The sequence below is a fragment of the Polynucleobacter sp. genome (genome assembly GCF_040400325.1).
Classification (GTDB): Bacteria; Pseudomonadota; Gammaproteobacteria; order Burkholderiales; family Burkholderiaceae; genus Polynucleobacter.
The window spans coordinates 72,921-92,051 of sequence record NZ_JBBAQK010000006.1 but is presented as its reverse complement, the minus strand read 5'-3'; the positions used below and the strand labels follow the sequence as shown (position 1 = coordinate 92,051).

Annotated in this window: 16 protein-coding genes and 1 tRNA gene; 14 read left to right on the top strand and 3 right to left on the bottom strand. The window is 43.2% G+C overall.

Annotated elements, in window-relative coordinates:
- Positions 1-26 precede the first annotated feature (26 nt).
- The gene (alr, locus tag ABWP14_RS06465; RefSeq protein WP_502930153.1) at positions 27-1,151 is read left to right on the top strand and encodes an alanine racemase; all 1,125 of its coding nucleotides are present in this window, start codon (positions 27-29) and stop codon (positions 1,149-1,151) included.
- On the opposite strand, the gene ABWP14_RS06460 is transcribed toward alr, so the two are convergent.
- Complete coding sequence (locus tag ABWP14_RS06460) at positions 1,152-2,066, bottom strand: outer membrane protein assembly factor BamD (RefSeq protein WP_502930152.1); 915 nt, start codon at positions 2,064-2,066, stop codon at positions 1,152-1,154.
- On the opposite strand from ABWP14_RS06460, the gene ABWP14_RS06455 reads away from it, so the two are divergent.
- From ABWP14_RS06455 to ABWP14_RS06425, 7 genes are all read left to right on the top strand, one after another.
- A complete protein-coding gene (locus ABWP14_RS06455; RefSeq protein WP_353202147.1) occupies positions 2,060-3,097 on the top strand; it encodes an RluA family pseudouridine synthase in 1,038 nt (345 codons plus the stop codon). The genes ABWP14_RS06460 and ABWP14_RS06455 overlap by 7 nt on opposite strands.
- Positions 3,097-3,858, top strand: coding sequence for a peptidoglycan editing factor PgeF (gene pgeF / locus ABWP14_RS06450; protein WP_353202146.1), 762 nt, complete (start codon positions 3,097-3,099; stop codon positions 3,856-3,858). Before ABWP14_RS06455 ends, pgeF begins: the two co-directional genes overlap by 1 nt.
- 117 nt (positions 3,859-3,975) lie before the next feature.
- Complete coding sequence (gene phaC / locus ABWP14_RS06445) at positions 3,976-5,616, top strand: class I poly(R)-hydroxyalkanoic acid synthase (protein WP_353202145.1); 1,641 nt, start codon at positions 3,976-3,978, stop codon at positions 5,614-5,616.
- A 32-nt stretch (positions 5,617-5,648) separates the two neighbouring features.
- Positions 5,649-6,389: a 3-ketoacyl-ACP reductase gene (locus ABWP14_RS06440; protein WP_353202144.1), complete on the top strand. Its 741-nt coding sequence runs from the start codon at positions 5,649-5,651 to the stop codon at positions 6,387-6,389.
- Positions 6,390-6,497: 108 nt separating this feature from the next.
- Complete coding sequence (gene phaR / locus ABWP14_RS06435; protein WP_353202143.1) at positions 6,498-7,058, top strand: polyhydroxyalkanoate synthesis repressor PhaR; 561 nt, start codon at positions 6,498-6,500, stop codon at positions 7,056-7,058.
- Between the two features lie 2 nt (positions 7,059-7,060).
- The gene (rimO, locus tag ABWP14_RS06430; protein WP_353202142.1) at positions 7,061-8,419 is read left to right on the top strand and encodes a 30S ribosomal protein S12 methylthiotransferase RimO; all 1,359 of its coding nucleotides are present in this window, start codon (positions 7,061-7,063) and stop codon (positions 8,417-8,419) included.
- 79 nt (positions 8,420-8,498) lie between these two features.
- Positions 8,499-9,683: an acetyl-CoA C-acyltransferase family protein gene (locus ABWP14_RS06425; protein WP_353202141.1), complete on the top strand. Its 1,185-nt coding sequence runs from the start codon at positions 8,499-8,501 to the stop codon at positions 9,681-9,683.
- A 32-nt stretch (positions 9,684-9,715) separates the two neighbouring features.
- Here the strand turns inward: ABWP14_RS06425 and serB are convergent, their stop codons facing one another.
- On the bottom strand, positions 9,716-10,603 hold the full coding sequence (gene serB / locus ABWP14_RS06420) for a phosphoserine phosphatase SerB (protein WP_353202140.1): 888 nt from the start codon (positions 10,601-10,603) through the stop codon (positions 9,716-9,718).
- Positions 10,604-10,627: 24 nt separating this feature from the next.
- Complete coding sequence (mfd, locus tag ABWP14_RS06415; protein ID WP_353202139.1) at positions 10,628-14,170, bottom strand: transcription-repair coupling factor; 3,543 nt, start codon at positions 14,168-14,170, stop codon at positions 10,628-10,630.
- A 23-nt stretch (positions 14,171-14,193) separates the two neighbouring features.
- On the opposite strand from mfd, the gene ispD reads away from it, so the two are divergent.
- The 6 genes from ispD to clpX all read left to right on the top strand — a co-directional run bounded on the left by ispD (position 14,194) and on the right by clpX (position 19,129).
- Entirely contained in the window at positions 14,194-14,940 is a 747-nt protein-coding gene (gene ispD / locus ABWP14_RS06410) for a 2-C-methyl-D-erythritol 4-phosphate cytidylyltransferase (protein WP_353202138.1), read from the top strand.
- Between the two features lie 16 nt (positions 14,941-14,956).
- Positions 14,957-15,460, top strand: coding sequence for a 2-C-methyl-D-erythritol 2,4-cyclodiphosphate synthase (ispF, locus tag ABWP14_RS06405; RefSeq protein ID WP_353202137.1), 504 nt, complete (start codon positions 14,957-14,959; stop codon positions 15,458-15,460).
- A gap of 132 nt (positions 15,461-15,592) precedes the next feature.
- Positions 15,593-15,679, top strand: a tRNA-Leu gene (locus tag ABWP14_RS06400).
- A gap of 57 nt (positions 15,680-15,736) precedes the next feature.
- Positions 15,737-17,074, top strand: coding sequence for a trigger factor (gene tig / locus ABWP14_RS06395; RefSeq protein ID WP_353202136.1), 1,338 nt, complete (start codon positions 15,737-15,739; stop codon positions 17,072-17,074).
- A 42-nt stretch (positions 17,075-17,116) separates the two neighbouring features.
- Complete coding sequence (gene clpP, locus ABWP14_RS06390) at positions 17,117-17,740, top strand: ATP-dependent Clp endopeptidase proteolytic subunit ClpP (protein WP_353202135.1); 624 nt, start codon at positions 17,117-17,119, stop codon at positions 17,738-17,740.
- A gap of 36 nt (positions 17,741-17,776) precedes the next feature.
- Positions 17,777-19,129 (top strand): ATP-dependent Clp protease ATP-binding subunit ClpX, encoded by a 1,353-nt coding sequence (gene clpX / locus ABWP14_RS06385; protein ID WP_353202180.1) that lies wholly within the window; start codon positions 17,777-17,779, stop codon positions 19,127-19,129.
- Positions 19,130-19,131: the final 2 nt, after the last annotated feature.

Below are 19,131 nucleotides of genomic sequence, written 5' to 3'. Positions count from 1 at the left end.
ATTAAAGCATGAAAGGAGGGGTAAAAATGGGTAGTCCAGCTGATTCTCTAATCAATAGACCAATTGTGGCATCTATTCACACCGATGCCTTCCGACACAATTTAAACAGAGTTCGCGAATTAGCGCCCGAAGCTAAGATTTGGTCCGTCATTAAGGCAAGGGCCTATGGCAACTGTTTTGATGCTGCAATTATCGGTTTAGCATCTACTGATGGCTTTGCCTTACTTGACATTGCAGATGCAAGCTGGCTTAGAGAACATGGCTGGAATGGCCGTATTTTGCTGTTAGAAGGCCTTTTTCATGAGAATGAATTAAAACTTGCTCAAGAATTGGGCTGTGATCTTGTGGTTCATTGCGAGGCCCAAGTTCAATGGCTGGAGCAATTTGAAGGTAAAGCCCATAAGCCCTTTAATGTCTTTTTGAAGATGAATTCCGGAATGAACCGCTTGGGATTTAAACCATCCAACTATCGAACTGCATTTCATCGCCTTCACAGTGCGGGATATCACATGCACCATATGACCCATTTTGCCAATGCTGATCAGGTTGATGAGCAACCATCAGTTGGCAATCAAATGGAGATTTTTAGTCAAGCGATTGATGGTCTAGAGGCTCCAACATCCTTAGCTAATTCTGCGGCTATTTTGTGGCACCGAAATGCACTGGGGGATTGGGTACGACCCGGCATCATGCTTTATGGCGCATCTCCTACTGGTAATTTTAGTGATATTAAGAATTCAAAATTAAATGCAGTAATGCATCTACATAGTGAAATTATCGATATTCAAGAGCTGGTAAAAGGTGATCGAATTGGTTATGGTGGTCGCTATTTAGCACCAGAAGCAATGAGGGTCGGAATAGTAGCCTGTGGCTATGCTGATGGCTATCCACGTCATGCTAAAGATGGGACACCTGTTTGGGTCTTTAATGCAAGAGATGATGGTAGCGGTCTAGTCTGCCCGATTGTTGGTCGCGTATCGATGGATATGTTAGCGATTGACCTTCGTCAAGCACCCAATGCAGCAATTGGAACGGTAGTCGAGTTATGGGGTGAAAAAGTGCCGGTGGATGATGTTGCGAAAATGAGCGGCACGATTGGTTATGAGTTACTGTGCGCAGTCGCACCCCGAGTGCCTGTTGTCATTAAATAATTATTGATTCCAAATTTGCCACCATTTACGCTCTTTTTTGCTACGCATGCCAGTCTGAAGCATAGGGCTGTCAGGAAAATTGAGTTTGAAAACTCGCGCTGTATCGTTACTTAACTCGACCATACCAAGTTTTTCATACGACTTATAAAGTATATAAAGAGCCTCTTCAACTGCGGGTGCGCGATCATAATCACGAATTGCTAGCTGAGCGCGATTAGCAGATGCTAAATAAGCGCCTCTTTGATAGTAAAAGCGAGCAACGATCACATCAGCTTCGGCTAAAGAGTTAACGATATAGCGCATCCGATCCAAGGCGTCTGGCGCATATTTGCTATTTGGGAAACGCTCCACTACAACCTTGAAGGACTCAAATGCATCTTTTGCTGCTTTTTGATCACGCTCACTGAGATCTTGACCAGTAAATCTACCCAACCATCCTAGATCATCATTAAATGTAATGAGCCCTTTAAGATAGTAGGCGTAATCTAAATTCTCATTACCCTGGTGTAATTTGATAAAGCGATCAATTGCAACCAAGGCTTGTGCTGTTTCTTGTGCCTTCCAGTAGCAATAAGCACCATTAATTTGTGCTTGCTGCGAATAAGGGCCAAAAGGAAACCTGGCCTCTAATTTTTCAAAATACTTGCCACATTTAGCAAAGTCAGCACTATTGAGCTTATCGATCGCCTCAGAATACAGCTTTGTTTCTGACCAAATATCAGTATCGTCTTTTTGACCATCGCTACCGGCACAAGCACTTAACAGCATGATCGCTAAAAAACTAATTAAAAATAGAGCATAAGAAGAGAAGCTAGCAGGTAAGGGGGATTTTGGCGGTACAGATTTCACAGTAAGCCTTACACTGGCGTCTGAAACTACGTTGGATATAACTAAAAGGCTTCTTAAGCGTGGCATTGCCGCAAACTCCTGATTCGAATCCCATTGATTATATCGATGATGAGGATTTTATTGCCCTAGAGATTTCCCATGATATGGCGGGAGAACGTCTAGATAAGGTCTTGGCGACTTTTTTGCCTGATTATTCTCGTAATCGACTAAAGACCTGGGTGGAGGCAGGGGCCGTAACGGTAGATGGAAAGGTAACAAAAGCTCGCTATTTACTTCATGGGGGAGAAAGCATTAAGGTTTTTCCACAAGATATGCCGGAGCAGTTTGCCTTTAATTCCGAGAATATTGCGCTAGATGTGATTTACGAAGATCCATCAATTATTGTGATCAATAAACCCCCTGGTTTAGTAGTTCATCCTGCTGCCGGGAATTGGACTGGTACCCTATTAAATGGCCTTTTGTTTCGCTATCCTGAACTTCAAAGCCTTCCTCGCGCCGGTATTGTTCATCGACTCGATAAAGATACTTCTGGGCTCATGGTGGTAGCAAGAACTTCTCAAGCACAAACTGCTCTGGTTAAACAACTACAAGAGAGGACTGTGGGTAGGCGATATTTGGCATTGGTATGGGGCAACCTACCGAGCCAAGGAAAAGTATTAGCAACAGTTGGGCGGGATCAACGCGATAGATTAAAGATGGCTGCTGGTAGCCCCCAAGGAAAGCCGGCCGCAACTGTATTTCGTCGCCTTGCTAAAGGATTGTTTAGTGATGCTTCATTGGCCTTAGTCGAGTGCCGATTGGAGACGGGCCGTACTCATCAAATTCGGGTGCATTTAGAGTCACTAGGTTTTCCACTGCTGGGAGACCCTATTTATCGGAAAAAAACCCCGGGTGCCGCAAAAACACTGCCATTAATTCGTCAAGCGCTACATGCTTATGCACTTACCTTAGAGCACCCTGCCACTCACGATGTTATAACCTGGTTTCAGTTGCCGCCAGAAGATTTGCTAGCGCTTTTGCCTTACGTTGCTTTGAGTAGCGAAGATTTGCCTAAGAAAGATGCGCTATTGGCATCTATTGCGAATGAGCGTCGTTGATGAACTTCATCAAGCTCGATTGGGACGCGCCCCCTCAAATTCATGTTTTGATGAGCACTCGTTTGGGAGGTGTCAGTCAGCCACCTTATGACACCTTCAATCTTGCAGAGCACGTGGGTGATAAACCAGAATATGTTGCTCAAAATCGTCATTTATTGCGAGCGTATCTTCCATCTGAGCCTTTATGGTTAAAACAAATTCACAGTTCAATTGTGAGTACTCCAGCCGAACGTTCAAGTCATCCTAATCTGCTAATAGTGGCTGATGGGGTAGTCACAACCAAGCCCGACGAAGTATTAGCCATCATGACTGCAGATTGCTTGCCAGTTCTATTTGCTGCTAATGATGGATCAGTTATTGGCGCAGCCCATGCTGGTTGGAGGGGTTTATCTTCAGGTGTGCTTGAAAATACAGTTGATGCAATGCTGTCACTAAGCCCACATTTGTCCAGCGCAGATTTATTGGCGTATATGGGTCCAGCAATTGGGCCAAGTTGCTATGAAGTAGGTGAGGATGTTTTTAAGACTTTTCAAGAATCCTCAATAAAACCAAATGGAAATGACTTTGTAGCTATACCAAATAAAAATGGAAAATATCTAGTCAATTTGTATTCTTTGGCAAAGGCTCGGTTAAAGCTTGTTGGCATTGATCGGGTTGATGGGGGAGGATCGTGCACCTATCTTGATCAAGAACGCTTTTTTTCATACCGTCGCAATGGCATAACAGGACGATTTGCATCCTTCATTTGGATTGCGAAATAGACAGATCCTGGGGTTCATTCGGGTTATTACTACATTTGCCCTTGGGCTAGGGTTATTGCGTATAACCCTATATTCCTGATCGATGGAAAATGTCTACTATTAATTTACGAGAATAATATGTTTGCAGGCATGAATCCAAGCGCTACCCCATCTCTGGCAGCGCACCATATGGCCCTCATTCCGCCAGATCGTTTGGCAGAAATTCAAAAAGAGTATTTCACTGAATTAGCACAGATTGCTACTAATCCTGAAGCGATAGAAGTTAAAGATCGGCGCTTTGCTGGTAAAGCTTGGCACTCATCATGGAGCAAGGTGATTGCGGCAACTTATCTTTTAAATTCCAAGCATTTAATGTCTTTGGCTAAGGCCGTTGAAACAGACGAAAAATCAAAGCAAAAGATTTTATTTACCACTGAGCAAATGATTGATGCTTTGTCGCCATCTAATTTCATTGCTACTAATCCTGAAGTCTTGGAAAGTATTATTAGCACTCAAGGACAGTCAATCCAAAAAGGTATTGTCAACTTATTAGGGGATATGAAAAAGGGTAAGGTCTCTCAAACTGATGAGAGTGCTTTTGAGGTTGGTAAAAATATCGCTACTACCGAAGGACATGTCGTTTTCCGTAATGACTTATTTGAGCTCATTCAATACACACCGCTGACCAAGCAAGTATTTGAACGACCTTATTTAATGGTGCCTCCTTGCATCAATAAATATTACATACTAGATTTACAGCCAGATAACTCAGTTGTGCGACATATGGTTGCTCAAGGGCACACGGTATTTTTAGTGTCTTGGAAAAATCCTGATGCATCAATGGCAAAAATCAGTTGGGATGATTATGTTGGCAAAGGTGTGATTAAGGCGATTGATGTTGTTAAAGAGATTGGTGATACCAAACAAATTAATATTCTTGGTTTTTGTGTTGGCGGAACACTAACTGCATCAGCTTTGGCGGTTCTGGCTGCTCGCAATGAACATCCTGCTGCGAGCCTTACTTTATTAACTACCTTACTTGATTTTGCCAATAGCGGCATCTTAGATGTCTTCATTGATGAAGGTATGGTCGAGATGCGTGAAAATTCTATTGGAGGTAAAGGTGGTAAGTTCGGCATGATGTCTGGGCTTGATCTGGGTAATACCTTTTCCTTCTTGCGTCCAAATGATCTTGTGTGGAATTATGTTGTTGAAAATTATCTAAAGGGTAATTCTCCGCCACCATTTGACCTTCTTTACTGGAATGGTGATTCCACGAATTTACCTGGCGCAATGTACTGCTGGTACTTAAGACATACCTATTTACAAAATGATTTAGTGAAGCCTGATAAGGTCAGTATTTGCGGAGAAAAAATCGATCTAGGTAAGATTCAATGTCCAGCATATGTGTATGCGTCTCAAGAAGATCATATTGTCCCATGGCAATCTGCTTATGAGTCAACACACTTACTAAAAGGTAAAAATCATTTTGTTTTAGGAGCCTCAGGTCACATAGCAGGCGTTATTAATCCACCTGCAAAAAATAAACGCTATTACTTTGAGAATAATCAGATCTCACCCACGGCACAAGAATGGCTAGAGGGCGCTAAACAAATCACAGGTAGCTGGTGGCCCAACTATACAAAATGGCTTGAGCAATTTGGTGGTCAACAGAAGCCTGCGAGCAAAATATTTGGTAATGCTAAGCACAAAAAGATGGAAGCTGCGCCTGGTATTTATGTAAAAGAAAAAGCAGATCTTGCAATTCAACAAACATAGTTATTAACGAAGGTTTTTAAAAGGGGAAAGTAATGTCTCAAAAAGTTGCATATGTTACTGGTGGTATGGGTGGAATCGGTACCTCTATTTGCCAGCGCCTTGCCAAAGATGGTTTTAAAGTTATTGCTGGCTGTGGCCCTAATTCTCCACGTAAGGATCGCTGGATTGGCGAGCAAAAGGTGTTGGGTTATGACTTTATCGCCTCTGAAGGAAATGTATCCGATTGGGATAGCACCGTTGAAGCGTTTAATAAGGTAAAGGCTGAAGTTGGTCGTGTAGACGTTTTAGTGAATAACGCCGGTATCACTCGTGACAGTGTTTTTCGCAAAATGACACCGGATGCTTGGAAGGCAGTGATTGATACAAATCTGAATTCCTTATTTAACGTCACCAAGCAAGTCATTGATGGAATGGTCGATAACAATTGGGGTCGAATCATCAATATCTCTTCTGTAAACGGTCAAAAAGGTCAGTTTGGACAGGCTAACTATTCCACTGCTAAGGCAGGCTTGCATGGATTTACGATGGCCCTAGCTCAGGAAGTAGCGACAAAAGGCGTTACTGTGAATACAGTTTCTCCTGGGTATATAGGCACAGATATGGTTAAAGCTATCCGAGAGGATGTCCTAGAGAAAATCGTTTCTGGAATCCCAGTTAAGCGTTTGGGTACTCCAGATGAAATTGGTTCAATTTGCTGCTGGATCGCTTCTGAGGATGGTGCCTATGCAACAGGCGCTGATTTCTCCTTAAATGGCGGTATTCATACTGGCTAATACTGCATTTGCAGATTTTAGAGTGATGCAACACGGCTTATTTACCTTTTGACCAAACTAGGGATAAACTATGCCGATGTTGCGTTGCAATACTAAGCAAGGAAAATGATGGCTACAAGAGCAAAGCGAGTAGGCGAAGAGCGACTCATAAAGAAATATCCTAACCGTCGTCTATATGACACTCAAACAAGTACGTATGTTACTTTGACGGACATAAAAGCCTTAGTAATGTCTAGTGAGGTCTTTAAGGTGGTTGATGCTAAGACTGAAGAGGATCTGACTCGCAATATTTTGCTGCAGATCATTTTGGAGGAGGAGGCCGGTGGATCGCCTGTTTTTTCCTCGCAAATGCTTTCTCAAATAATTCGTTTTTACGGAAACTCCATGCAAGGTTTGATGGGAAATTACTTAGAGAAGACAATGCAGTCTTTTGTGGACATTCATAACAAATTGGGTGATCAGACCAAAGGTCTAGGAGTAGGGAGCACCCCTGAGGCTTGGTCACAAATGCTCAATATTCAAAATCCATTGATGCAAAATTTGATGGGTAGCTACATGGACCAAAGCAAAGACTTATTTCTAAAGATGCAAGAGCAAATGCAGGGTTCACAAAATATGTTTGGTGGTTTTCCATTTACACCCAAGCCTGATAAAACTGAAAAAGAATAGTTGTGGCTGCAAAAATTGGTTTTGTATCCTTGGGTTGTCCAAAGGCATTGGTCGATTCAGAGCTGATTTTGACTCAGCTCAGCGCTGAAGGGTATGAGACAGCTAAAGACTACTCTGGTGCTGACTTAGTTGTTGTCAATACTTGTGGCTTTATTGACTCCGCTGTTGAGGAAAGTCTTGCTGCAATAGGTGAAGCTCTTACTGAAAATGGCAAGGTGATTGTGACGGGCTGTTTGGGCGCGCGTAAAAATCCAGATGGCAGTGACCTCATAAAAAGTATTCACCCTAAGGTACTGGCTGTTACAGGCCCCCACGCTACAAACGAGGTGATGCGCGCTATTCACTTGCATTTGCCTCAGCCGCATGATCCTTTTACTGATTTAGTGCCGCCTACTGGTATTAAGCTCACACCAAAACATTATGCCTATTTGAAAATTTCAGAGGGCTGTAATCATCGTTGTACATTCTGCATCATTCCGAGTATGCGCGGAGATCTAGTGTCTAGGCCAATTGGTGAAGTTTTGCTAGAAGCCACCCGCCTGTTTGAATCTGGCGTCAAAGAACTCTTAGTAGTCTCGCAAGATACCAGCGCTTATGGAGTTGACATTCAATATCGCACTGGTTTTTGGGATGGTAAACCAGTCAAAACCAGAATGTTTGATTTGGTTAATGCATTAAATCAAATAGCTCGCAAGCACCAAGCTTGGGTAAGGCTTCATTATGTATATCCATACCCTCATGTAGATGACATCTTGCCGTTGATGGCAGAGTTCTCAGAGCACGGTTATGGCGTCCTACCTTACCTTGATATACCACTGCAGCACGCGCACCCCGATGTTCTTAAGCGAATGAAGCGTCCCGCTAGTGGTGAAAAGAATTTAGAGCGCATTTTGGCATGGCGAGCAGCGTGTCCAAACTTAGTGATTCGCAGTACCTTTATTGCAGGCTTTCCTGGTGAAACCGAGTCAGAGTTTGTGTACTTGTTGGATTTTTTAGATGAAGCTCAAATTGATAGAGCTGGATGCTTTGCTTATTCACCCGTAGATGGTGCATTAGCTAATCAATTAGACAATCCTATTCCTGAGCAAATTCGTGAGGAGCGTAGAGCTCGATTTATGGCTAAGGCAGAACAAATTTCTATTCAGCGCCTTGCTAAGAAAGTTGGTAAACGTATCCAAGTATTGATTGATCGAGTAGATGATTCAGGTGGAATTGGTCGCAGTATAGGAGATGCCCCGGAAATTGATGGCTTGGTCAGGGTATTACCACCCAGTAAACCTTCCAAGCGATATAGGGCCGGAGAAATCATTCGGGCCACAGTGATTAGCTCCCAAGGGCATGATCTAATAGCCGAAACTTGAAGATTACTATTTAATATTGTTTTGATGTATTTAAAATGTGTAATAAAGCCTAATTTTAGGCATAGCTAAGGGGATTGATATGAGTCGTGATGTCGTTGTATTAAGCGCAGTTCGTTCCGCAATTGGTACTTTTAATGGTTCCCTCAGTAGTTTTGAGCCATCAGAACTTGGTGGGATCGTCATGAAAGAGGCGGTTGCTCGCTCTGGTGTAGATCCTGCATTAATTAATTACATCACCGTTGGTAATACCATTCCAACTGATAGCCGTTATGCCTATGTGGCACGGGTAGCATCTATTCAGGCAGGTTTACCAATGGAATCTGTGGCGATGTCTTTAAATCGTCTCTGTAGCTCAGGCCTTCAGGCAATCGTTACTACAGCCCAACAAATTATGTTGGGTGATTGTAATTACGGTATTGGTGGCGGTGTTGAAGTGATGTCTCGCGGTATGTATGGCTCCCCAGCAATGCGAAGTGGTGCACGCATGGGTGATACCAAAATGCTCGACCTGATGGTTGCCGTTCTAACAGATCCATTTGGCGTTGGCCATATGGGAGTCACTGCTGAAAATCTGGTAGAAAAATGGAAATTAACTCGTGAAGAGCAAGATGCATTTGCGATGGAATCGCACCGCCGGGCTGCACATGCAATTAAAGAGGGTCGCTTCAAATCCCAAATTGTACCGATTACTATTAAATCCCGTAAAGGTGATGTCGTATTCGATACCGATGAGCATTGCAAGCCAGAAACCACCATGGAAACCCTTGGCAAGATGAAAGCAGTTTTCAAAAAAGAGGGCGGTAGCGTTACAGCAGGAAATGCATCAGGTATTAACGATGGCGCTGCATTCTTTGTGCTTGCAGATGCAGAGACCGCTAAAAAAGCTGGTCATAAGCCAATTGCTCGCTTAGTGTCTTATGCGGTGGCAGGTGTTCCTAATCACATCATGGGTGAAGGTCCTATTCCAGCAACTAAGCTTGCCCTTGAGCGCGCCGGCCTCAAGCTTGATCAAATGGATGTCATTGAATCGAACGAGGCTTTTGCAGCTCAAGCACTTGCAGTAAGCAAAGGGCTAGGATTAGATCCTGCAAAAACAAACGTCAATGGCGGCGCTATTGCTTTAGGCCACCCAATTGGATGCTCTGGTGCAGCTATCGCTACAAAAGCCATCCACGAGTTACAACGTGTTCAAGGAAAGTACGCCTTAGTAACTATGTGCATTGGTGGCGGCCAAGGAATTGCCGCTATATTTGAGCGTATGTGAACTAAATTACGCTGATTATTGAGAGCAGCATCTTAAGTCATCAGCAGTAAAGCAGCATCTAAGCCGACATGGTCAAAAGCCGCGTCGGCTTTTTCTTTGACAACAGGTTTTGATCTGTAAGCAATGCTGATACCCGAACCATTCATCATGATGAGATCGTTAGCGCCATCTCCCATGGTGATTGAATTGATCTTAGTACAACCCAGCGCATTACAGGCCTCGTCTAAATAGGCTGCTTTGGCTAAGCCATCCACAATCTCTCCTAGAACCAAACCAGTCAGCTTGCCGTCAATGATTTCTAGAGTATTGGCTTGGGTTTGTTTGATCCCAAACTGCTGGCCTAGTTTTTCTGTAAAGAAAGTAAAACCCCCGGAAACCAGCAATGTATGAACAGCACGTTCATGCGCACTGGCCAAGAGCTCTGTCGCTCCAAGATTTGGTCTTAATCTCTCGCGATAAACAGCCTCTAAGCAATCTACAGATACACCTTCTAATAAAGCAACTCGCCTTCGCAAGCTTTCTTTAAAGTCTTTGATTTCACCGCGCATAGTAGCTTCTGTAATTTGGGCTACAGCCCCTTTTTTACCAGCGAAATCAGCGATTTCATCAATACATTCAATATTAATTAAAGTCGAGTCCATATCCATTGCCAAAATACGGATTGAATGAGATGAATATTCAGGCTTTAGAAAACATAAGTCGGTATTAAATTGACTGGCAATAGAGCGGAGTAATTCTCGCTGTTGTGAATCTAGTTGTTGATTACAAGACCACCGCTCCGAATGATAGCTACCATTGAATATTGGGCTATCCTCAGTATGTAAATTTATAGCAAATATGAGAGCTTTTTCCTTTAGCTCAAAAATCAATTTTTGGGCAATTGGTTCACGGGAAATGGCGATCAGTGTTTGAAAGGACATGGCATCAATATTAATGGTGATTCATTACTCAATCTGAGCAGTAGTGAGCATGGCTGATTCATTTAGGCGGCGCAAGACCTTTCGAATAGCTTCTAAGCGTTGCTCGAGCCTATCAAATTCACGATCTTTTTGAGGAAGTATCTTTAATTTGTCCTGCCCGTTTAGCAAAATATGCTTTGAGCTCTGAATTAGCTGAATAATCTTCATGGGATCAATCGGTGGATTTGGTATAAATTGAATCTGAATAGAGGCTGGGAAGGCGTCAATCTTTTTGATACCAAAGCCTGTCATTTCTAAGCGTAGACGGTGGGTTTCATAGAATGATTTAGCTTGATCTGGTAGGCCCCCAAAGCGATCAACTAGCTCTTCTCGTAAGCCCATTAGTTCTGAAAAGTCATGCGTTCCTGCAAAGCGTTTATACAGGGAGAGACGCTCATGCACATCAGGACAGTAATCACTCGGTAGAAGGGCAGGTACGCCCAGATTAACATCTGTGGTAGCTTGTAGGGGTGCTAGAAGATCAGGCTCTTTACCGCTGCGCAAGGACTTCACGGCTCGGTTCAGCATCTCGGTATACAACTGATAACCAATTTCATGAATTTCGCCTGATTGCTTGTCACCCAACACTTCGCCCGCACCACGGATCTCAAGGTCATGCATTGCCAGATAGAATCCAGAACCTAATTCCTCCATTGCCTGAATAGCATTGAGGCGTAATTGAGCCTGTTTGCTCAGTGCCTCAGGATCTGGAACTAAAAGGTAGGCATAGGCTTGATGATGAGAGCGACCAACACGACCCCTTAATTGATGTAATTGGGCTAAGCCAAATTTATCAGCACGATGCATGATGATGGTATTGGCAGTAGGCACATCAATGCCGGTCTCAATAATGGTAGTGCACAGCAAAATATTAGTGCGCTGCGTTACAAACTCACGCATCACCGATTCCAACTCCCGTTCCTGCATTTGACCATGAGCAACGCTAATACTTGCCTCTGGAATCAGTTCTTGTAGGGCCAGTTTACGATTTTGAATGGTTTCCACTTCATTGTGTAAAAAGTAAACCTGTCCGCCACGTTTAATTTCACGCAGTACCGCTTCCCTGATGATGCTGTCACCTTCACGACGCACAAAAGTTTTAATCGCAAGTCGTTTCTGTGGAGCGGTTGCAATGATAGAGAATTCTCTTAGGCCTTCCATAGCCATACCCAGCGTTCGTGGAATAGGCGTTGCAGTTAAGGTTAGGATATCCACTTCTGCCCGGAGTGCTTTGAGGGCATCCTTTTGTCTAACTCCAAAGCGATGTTCTTCATCGACAATGACTAAACCCAAATTAGCAAATTTAGTCTCTTTTGAAAGTAATTTATGGGTGCCAATGATGATGTCAGCCTCACCTTTAGTAATAGCTTCTAATGCTGCATTAATCTCTTTGCTTGTTTTAAAGCGAGAAAGCTCAACGATGCGCACAGGCCAATCTGCAAAGCGATCCTTCCAAGTAGCTACGTGTTGTTCGGCCAATAAAGTAGTCGGCGCCAGTATGGCAACTTGCTTGCCGCCCATGACTGCTACAAAGCTAGCTCGTAAGGCCACTTCAGTTTTGCCAAAACCAACATCCCCACATACCAGACGGTCCATTGGACTGCCACTAGTCATATCACCAATGACTGCAGCAATTGCATTGGCTTGATCCGGAGTCTCTTCAAAGCCAAAACTTTCAGAAAATGCAGCGTAATCATGGGCTGAAAACTCAAAAGCATGACCTTTGCGAATAGCTCTTGCCGCATACAAACTCAGTAGTTCAGCGGCAGTATCCCGGATTTGTTGTGCAGCCTTACGCTTGGCTTTATCCCATTGCCCCGAACCTAATTGATGTAAAGGCGCGGAATCTGGGTCAGAACCGGCATAACGTGTAACCATTTGTAATTGTTGAACAGGAACATATAGAGTCGCTTGCCCTGCATATTGGAGATGCAAAAATTCTTCAAAAATGGGCTCATCCTTAGGGGCTGCTATGTTCAGCAATACAAGCCCTTGATAGCGACCTATTCCATGTTCGGCATGAACCACAGGATCACCGATCTTGAGCTCTGATAAATCTTTAAAAAGCATATCTGGATCAACTTGCTCAGATCCTTTGCCTTTACGCCTTTGTCTTGCGGTAGTGGTAAATAATTCTGCTTCTGTTAAAACGATTAAATGTTGTTCAGGCCATGAAAATCCATTTAACAGCGGACCAATGACTAGCCCGAAGGGATTATTACTCTTAATAAAATCCGCAATGCCCTCATAGCTTTCAGGCTTTAGGGGGTATAAAGTATTTCCGTTTGGCCCTGAAACTAAATTGCTTTCTTCTAATAGTTGACGAATCGACTCCTTTCGTCCAGCGCTATCTGCGCAAATGAGTATGCGCACATTTTCCGATGACACCAAGACTCTGAGTTTTGCAAGCGGATCTGCGTCACGTCGATGAACCGCAATATCTGGTACTGGCAAGAACTGAACTTGATCTGTTGATTGATGTTCAAGAGTAATTCGTGCATGGGGCTTTGAAGATGCAAAGAATTCATCTACATCTAAAAATAGTTCCTTAGGGGGTAGGATCGGTCGATCAAGATCATGCTTTAAAAATTCATAACGTGTCTGCGTATCTTTCCAAAAACTACGGATTGTTTCTTCAATAGCTCCGGTATTCCATATCCATACTGGATCTCCTGAACGAGGAAAGTAATCAAATAAATTTGACTGCTCTTCAAAAAACATCGGCAGATAAGATTCAATTCCTGCGCTTGGAATACCCAAATTAGCATCTTTATAAATTGAGCATCTAGTTGGGTCACCTTCAAAGACTTCACGCCATTTGCTTCTAAAGGAAGTTCGCGAGGTATCATCAAATGGAAATTCATGTCCGGGTAGTAAACGGACTTCTTTGACAGGGTAGAGACTGCGTTGAGTATCTGGATCAAATGCTCGAATTTGTTCAATTTCATCCCCAAATAAATCCAAGCGATAAGGAAGACTTGAGCCCATCGGGTATAAGTCAATTAATCCACCGCGAATACTATATTCTCCGGGACGCATTACTGCACTTACTGGATCATAACCAGCTTGTTGAAGCTGTAGTTTTAATGAAGCCTCATTCAGTTTGTCACCTTGTTTAAAGAAAAAGGTATGGCCAGATAAAAAATGAGGTGGGCCCAGTCTTTGTAAAGCTGTAGTGATTGGAACTAAAACAATATCGCGACTTCCATTCAATAACTCATACAGGGTCGCTAAACGCTCTGAGACTAAATCCTGGTGCGGTGAAAAATGATCGTAAGGCAGAATTTCCCAGTCAGGTAAAAGCAGAGTTTTTAATTGAGGGGCAAAAGCAGGTATTTCCTCAAGTAATCTTTGCGCCTCTTGAGCTTGAGCACAAAAGATGACCATTACTGAAAATTGACTTCGGTACTGAAGGGCAGATTGAGCAATAAGAGCTGAATCTGCTGACCCAATGAGGCCAGAAAAGGTAAAGCGCTGCCCAGCCCGTGGAGCGGGTATGGGGGGCGCTAGATTTAATCCATCAGACATCTACGCTCATTATAGAATCAGGTATGAGCTCTGCAAATCAACCATACAGAAAATGTCATGCGCTAATCCCTACGGCGGGATCAGGCCTGCGCCTTGGGGGTGAGCTCCCTAAGCAATTTCAGCAATTAGCTGGTCAACCCATGCTGGCATACGCTGTTGAGGCATTTTTGCAGTGTCCGAATATTGCATCAATTTGGGTTGGAATCAATCCAGTATTTGCAGATCATCCGATCTTAAAAAGCTTTACTAATGGCGGTAAACCCATTCAATTCCTGCCTTCAGGTGGAGTAACGCGTCAAGAAACTGTCCGCAATACATTGGCGGCTATGCTTGAGTCAGGTATTAATGGAAATGATTGGGTATTGGTCCATGATGCAGCTAGGCCTGGCATTACCCCAGATTTAATTAAAAAGTTGATTGCTGCTGTGGGAGCAAGAAGCAAAGGTGGCCTTCTGGCAATCCCTTTAGCTGACACCTTGAAGCAGGCTGATTTAGATTCTGTGATTGCAGGCAATATTCCACATTCAGAAAAGACCATTCCACGTCAGCATTTATGGCAAGCTCAGACTCCACAGATGTTTGCTGTTAATGATTTGTATGAGGCCCTAGTCAATGGCATTCGACTAGAAGCTGATATTACAGATGAGGCGAGCGCAATGGAGTTAGCAGGTTTTCAGCCTTTATTAATAGAGGGTGCAACCCGTAATTTCAAAGTAACCCATCCTGCAGATTGGGATTTAATGCAATTACTACTCCAGCCAACCAAATAATGATGATGATCACAATATGACTCAAGGCGCTCAACATATTCCACAGTTTCGTATTGGCCAAGGTTATGACGTACACGCCCTAATAGAAGGTCGCAATCTTATTTTAGGCGGTGTACATATTCCTTATGACAAAGGATTGTTGGGGCACTCAGATGCAGATGTATTGCTGCATGCTTTCACTGATGCCTTATTAGGTGCAGCCGGTTTAAATGATATTGGTCAATTATTTCCTGATACCGATCCACAATTTAAAGATATGGATAGCAGAATCTTACTTCGTGCCGCTTTACAGAAGGTCCAAGCTGCGGGCTTTCATATTGGAAATGTGGATGCCACTATTATTTGCCAAAAACCTAAATTAGCCGAATTTTTGCCTGAAATGGTCCGTAATATTGCTGGTGATTTAGGCGTAACTCCAAGTCATGTCAATCTCAAAGCTAAGACTAATGAATCGCTTGGTCATTTAGGCAGAGGAGAGGGCATTGCAGTCCATGCCGTAGCCTTACTCTATAAAGCCTAATAAATGAGCAAACCTGACTTTTTATCCATATTGGGCTTAGCCCACAGCCTACGAGATCCTCTAAACCCCCAAGCAATGTAGAATTACGGTCTTTAGAGTGAAGTTTAGGCTTGGCAGTGTTAGCGGATATTCGCGAGGATGGCGAAATTGGTAGACGCACCAGGTTTAGGTCCTGACGCCAGAAATGGTGTGGGGGTTCGAGTCCCCCTCCTCGCACCAAAAGATTACTACTTGGCCTGGACTTCACATAACCTGATCTTTAATTAAGAGACGAGAATGGCTGTGCAAATAGAAAACTTAGGTTCCTTGGAACGCAAAATGACTTTGGAATTCGCTCGCGCCGATTTGGCAAAAGCACGTGAAACTCGCTTATCAAAAATGGGCAAGACCATGAAAATTGCGGGCTTTCGCCCAGGCAAAGTTCCCAAGAACATAGTTGAAAAACAGCATGGCATGCAAGTTGATTTTGAACTTCAATTTGATAAGGCCGCGGAGCTCTTCTATGAAGAAAGTAAAAAAGAAGGATTAGCGCTTGCTGGTCAACCTCGTCTTGAACCCAAAAGTGAGCTTAATGCTGACAAGGTTGTATTTGATGCTTTCTTTGAAGTATTACCAGAGGTTAAGATTGGCGATTTTTCAAAGGCAGAAGTCAGCAAATACACTACAGAAATTGGCGATGCTGAAATAGATCGCGCTATCGATGTCTTGCGTAAACAGCATGTACATTACCATCCACGTGGCCAAGCCGGTGACCATGGCGATGGCGGTGCTAATACGGCAGCTCAAGCTGGTGATCAGGTTGTTATTGACTTCGTTGGCAAAATTGATGGTGTCGAGTTTGCAGGTGGTAAGGCTGAAAATTTCGAGTATGTTTTGGGTGAAGGTCGAATGCTTCCAGAATTTGAGTCAGCAACCCTGGGCTTAAAAGCAGGTGACAGTAAATCATTTCCGTTAAGTTTTCCAGCTGATTACCACGGTAAAGATGTTGCTGGAAAAACAGCTGAGTTCATAATCTCTATTAAGTCAGTAAATTGGCCTCATATGCCAGTCGTTGATGATGCATTCGCTTTATCAATGGGGGTTACCGATGGTGGTGTTACTAAAATGCGTGCAGAAGTCAAAGAAAATCTTGATCGTGAAGTGAATAGACGTATCACTTCATTATTGAAAGGTGAAGTGATGGATAAGCTCAATTTCTTATGTGAGTTAGATGTACCGAGATCCTTAGTCACTTCAGAGCAAGAGCGTTTAGTGGAGGGCGCGCGCCAGGATCTCATGCAACGTGGTGTTCCGAATGCTAAAGATGCCCCAATTCCGGTAGAAATATTTGCAGATCAAGCTCTAAAGCGCGTTCGTTTAGGCCTCATTTTGAGTGAATTGGTCAAGAAGCAAAACTTATCTGCTACTGCAGATCAGATTAAAGCTGAAATTGATGAACAAGCTGCTACCTATGAAGATCCTAAAGAGGTTGTTCGTTGGTTCTATAGTAACCCAAGCCGTCTTAAGGACATCGAAAATCTAGTTCTTGAAGATAATGTCATTAAGTACTTCACATCACTTGCTAAAGTTACCGATAAAGCCGTAAGCTTTGAAGAATTAAGCAAACTTAACTAAATTTATTTAGTTGCTATCCATTACTCTTAAAGGGCTTTCATCATGAATCGTTTTCAATCTGAAAATTTAGAACCTCAGGCTTTAGGTTTGGTTCCGATGGTGATTGAAACCTCTGGAAGAGGTGAGCGTGCATATGATATTTACTCTCGCTTATTAAGAGAGCGGGTGGTCTTCTTAGTTGGCGAAGTAAATGATCAGACGGCTAACCTAGTGATCGCGCAGTTGTTATTCCTCGAGAGTGAAAATCCAGATAAAGAAATTTCTTTGTACATCAACTCTCCTGGAGGATCAGTATCTGCTGGCCTAGCAATTTATGACACCATGCAATTTATTAAACCTCATGTCAGTACCTTATGCATGGGTATGGCTGCTAGTATGGGGGCATTTTTATTGTGTGCAGGCGAAAAAGGCAAGCGTTACGCACTTCCTAATTCACGTGTAATGATTCATCAACCCTTGGGCGGTGCTCGTGGTCAAGCATCCGATATTGAAATTCAAGCAAGAGAAATTCTCTATCTGCGGGAAAGATTAAATCAGATCTTGGCTGATCGTACAGGTCAAACAATTGAAACGATTGCAAAAGATACGGATCGCGATAATTTCATGTCAGCTGAGCAAGCCCGCGAATATGGCCTGATCGATAAAGTCATCGATAAGCGCCCTTAATTCACATCAGAAACTTAGGCAAAATACTTGAGCGATATCAACTCTACTAGTACGACAGAAAAAGTGTTGTATTGCTCCTTTTGTGGAAAAAGCCAGCACGAGGTCAAGAAGTTAATTGCAGGTCCCTCTGTGTTTATCTGCGATGAATGCATTGATTTATGTACCGATATCATCCAAGAAGAAATAGCTAAGCTTCCTAAAGAATCAGGGACTGAATCCCTACCAACCCCACATCAGATTCGTGAAAATCTAGACCAGTATGTGATTGGCCAAGATCATGCCAAGAAGACTTTGGCTGTTGCGGTATATAACCACTACAAGCGTTTGCAATATTTACCTAAGCCTAAAAAGGAAAAGTTAGATAAAGACGGCAAGCCAGTAGAGGGTAGCGATAAAAAAGAATCGAAATTACCTGCTAAAGCAATGGTAGATGGTGTTGAGTTGGCTAAAAGTAATATTTTATTGATCGGACCTACTGGCTCAGGAAAAACATTACTAGCGCAAACCTTGGCTCGCATGCTGGATGTCCCTTTTGTAATGGCTGATGCCACTACGCTAACTGAAGCTGGCTATGTTGGTGAGGATGTTGAAAATATTATTCAAAAGCTTTTACAAGCTTGTGACTATAACGTTGAAAAAGCACAGCGTGGCATAGTGTATATCGATGAGATCGATAAAATTTCTCGTAAATCGGATAATCCATCAATTACCCGAGATGTCTCGGGTGAAGGGGTACAACAAGCTTTGTTAAAGCTTGTTGAGGGTACGATGGCCTCTGTTCCTCCGCAAGGTGGGCGCAAGCATCCCAATCAAGATTTCTTACAAGTGGATACCACCAACATTCTATTTATTTGCGGTGGTGCATTTGATGGCCTCGAGAAAGTGATTCAACAACGTACTGCAAAAACGGGCATTGGATTTAACGCTGCTGTACCCGGTAAAGACGATCGTGGTATCAGCGACCTTTTGATAGAAGTTGAACCAGAAGATCTCATTAAGTTTGGCCTGATCCCAGAATTAATTGGTCGCTTACCTGTAGTAGCAACATTAGTCCAATTAGATGAGTCAGCCCTGATTCAGATTCTGACTGAACCCAAAAATGCCTTAGTTAAACAATATCAGGCACTTCTAACAATGGAAGGCTCTGAGCTTGAAGTTCGTCTCGAGGCCCTGTCTGCTATCGCCAAAAAAGCGATAGCTCGCAAAACCGGTGCTCGCGGTCTACGTTCTATTCTTGAGGGATCCTTAATGGACGTAATGTACGATTTGCCATCTTTGAAGAATGTCCAGAAGGTGGTGATCGACGAATCTAGCATTGCTGAGGGTGGCAAGCTCTTACTGGTCTACAAGCAAGATCTAGAACAGCCAGATTTGAGCAAAAAAGCCTAGTT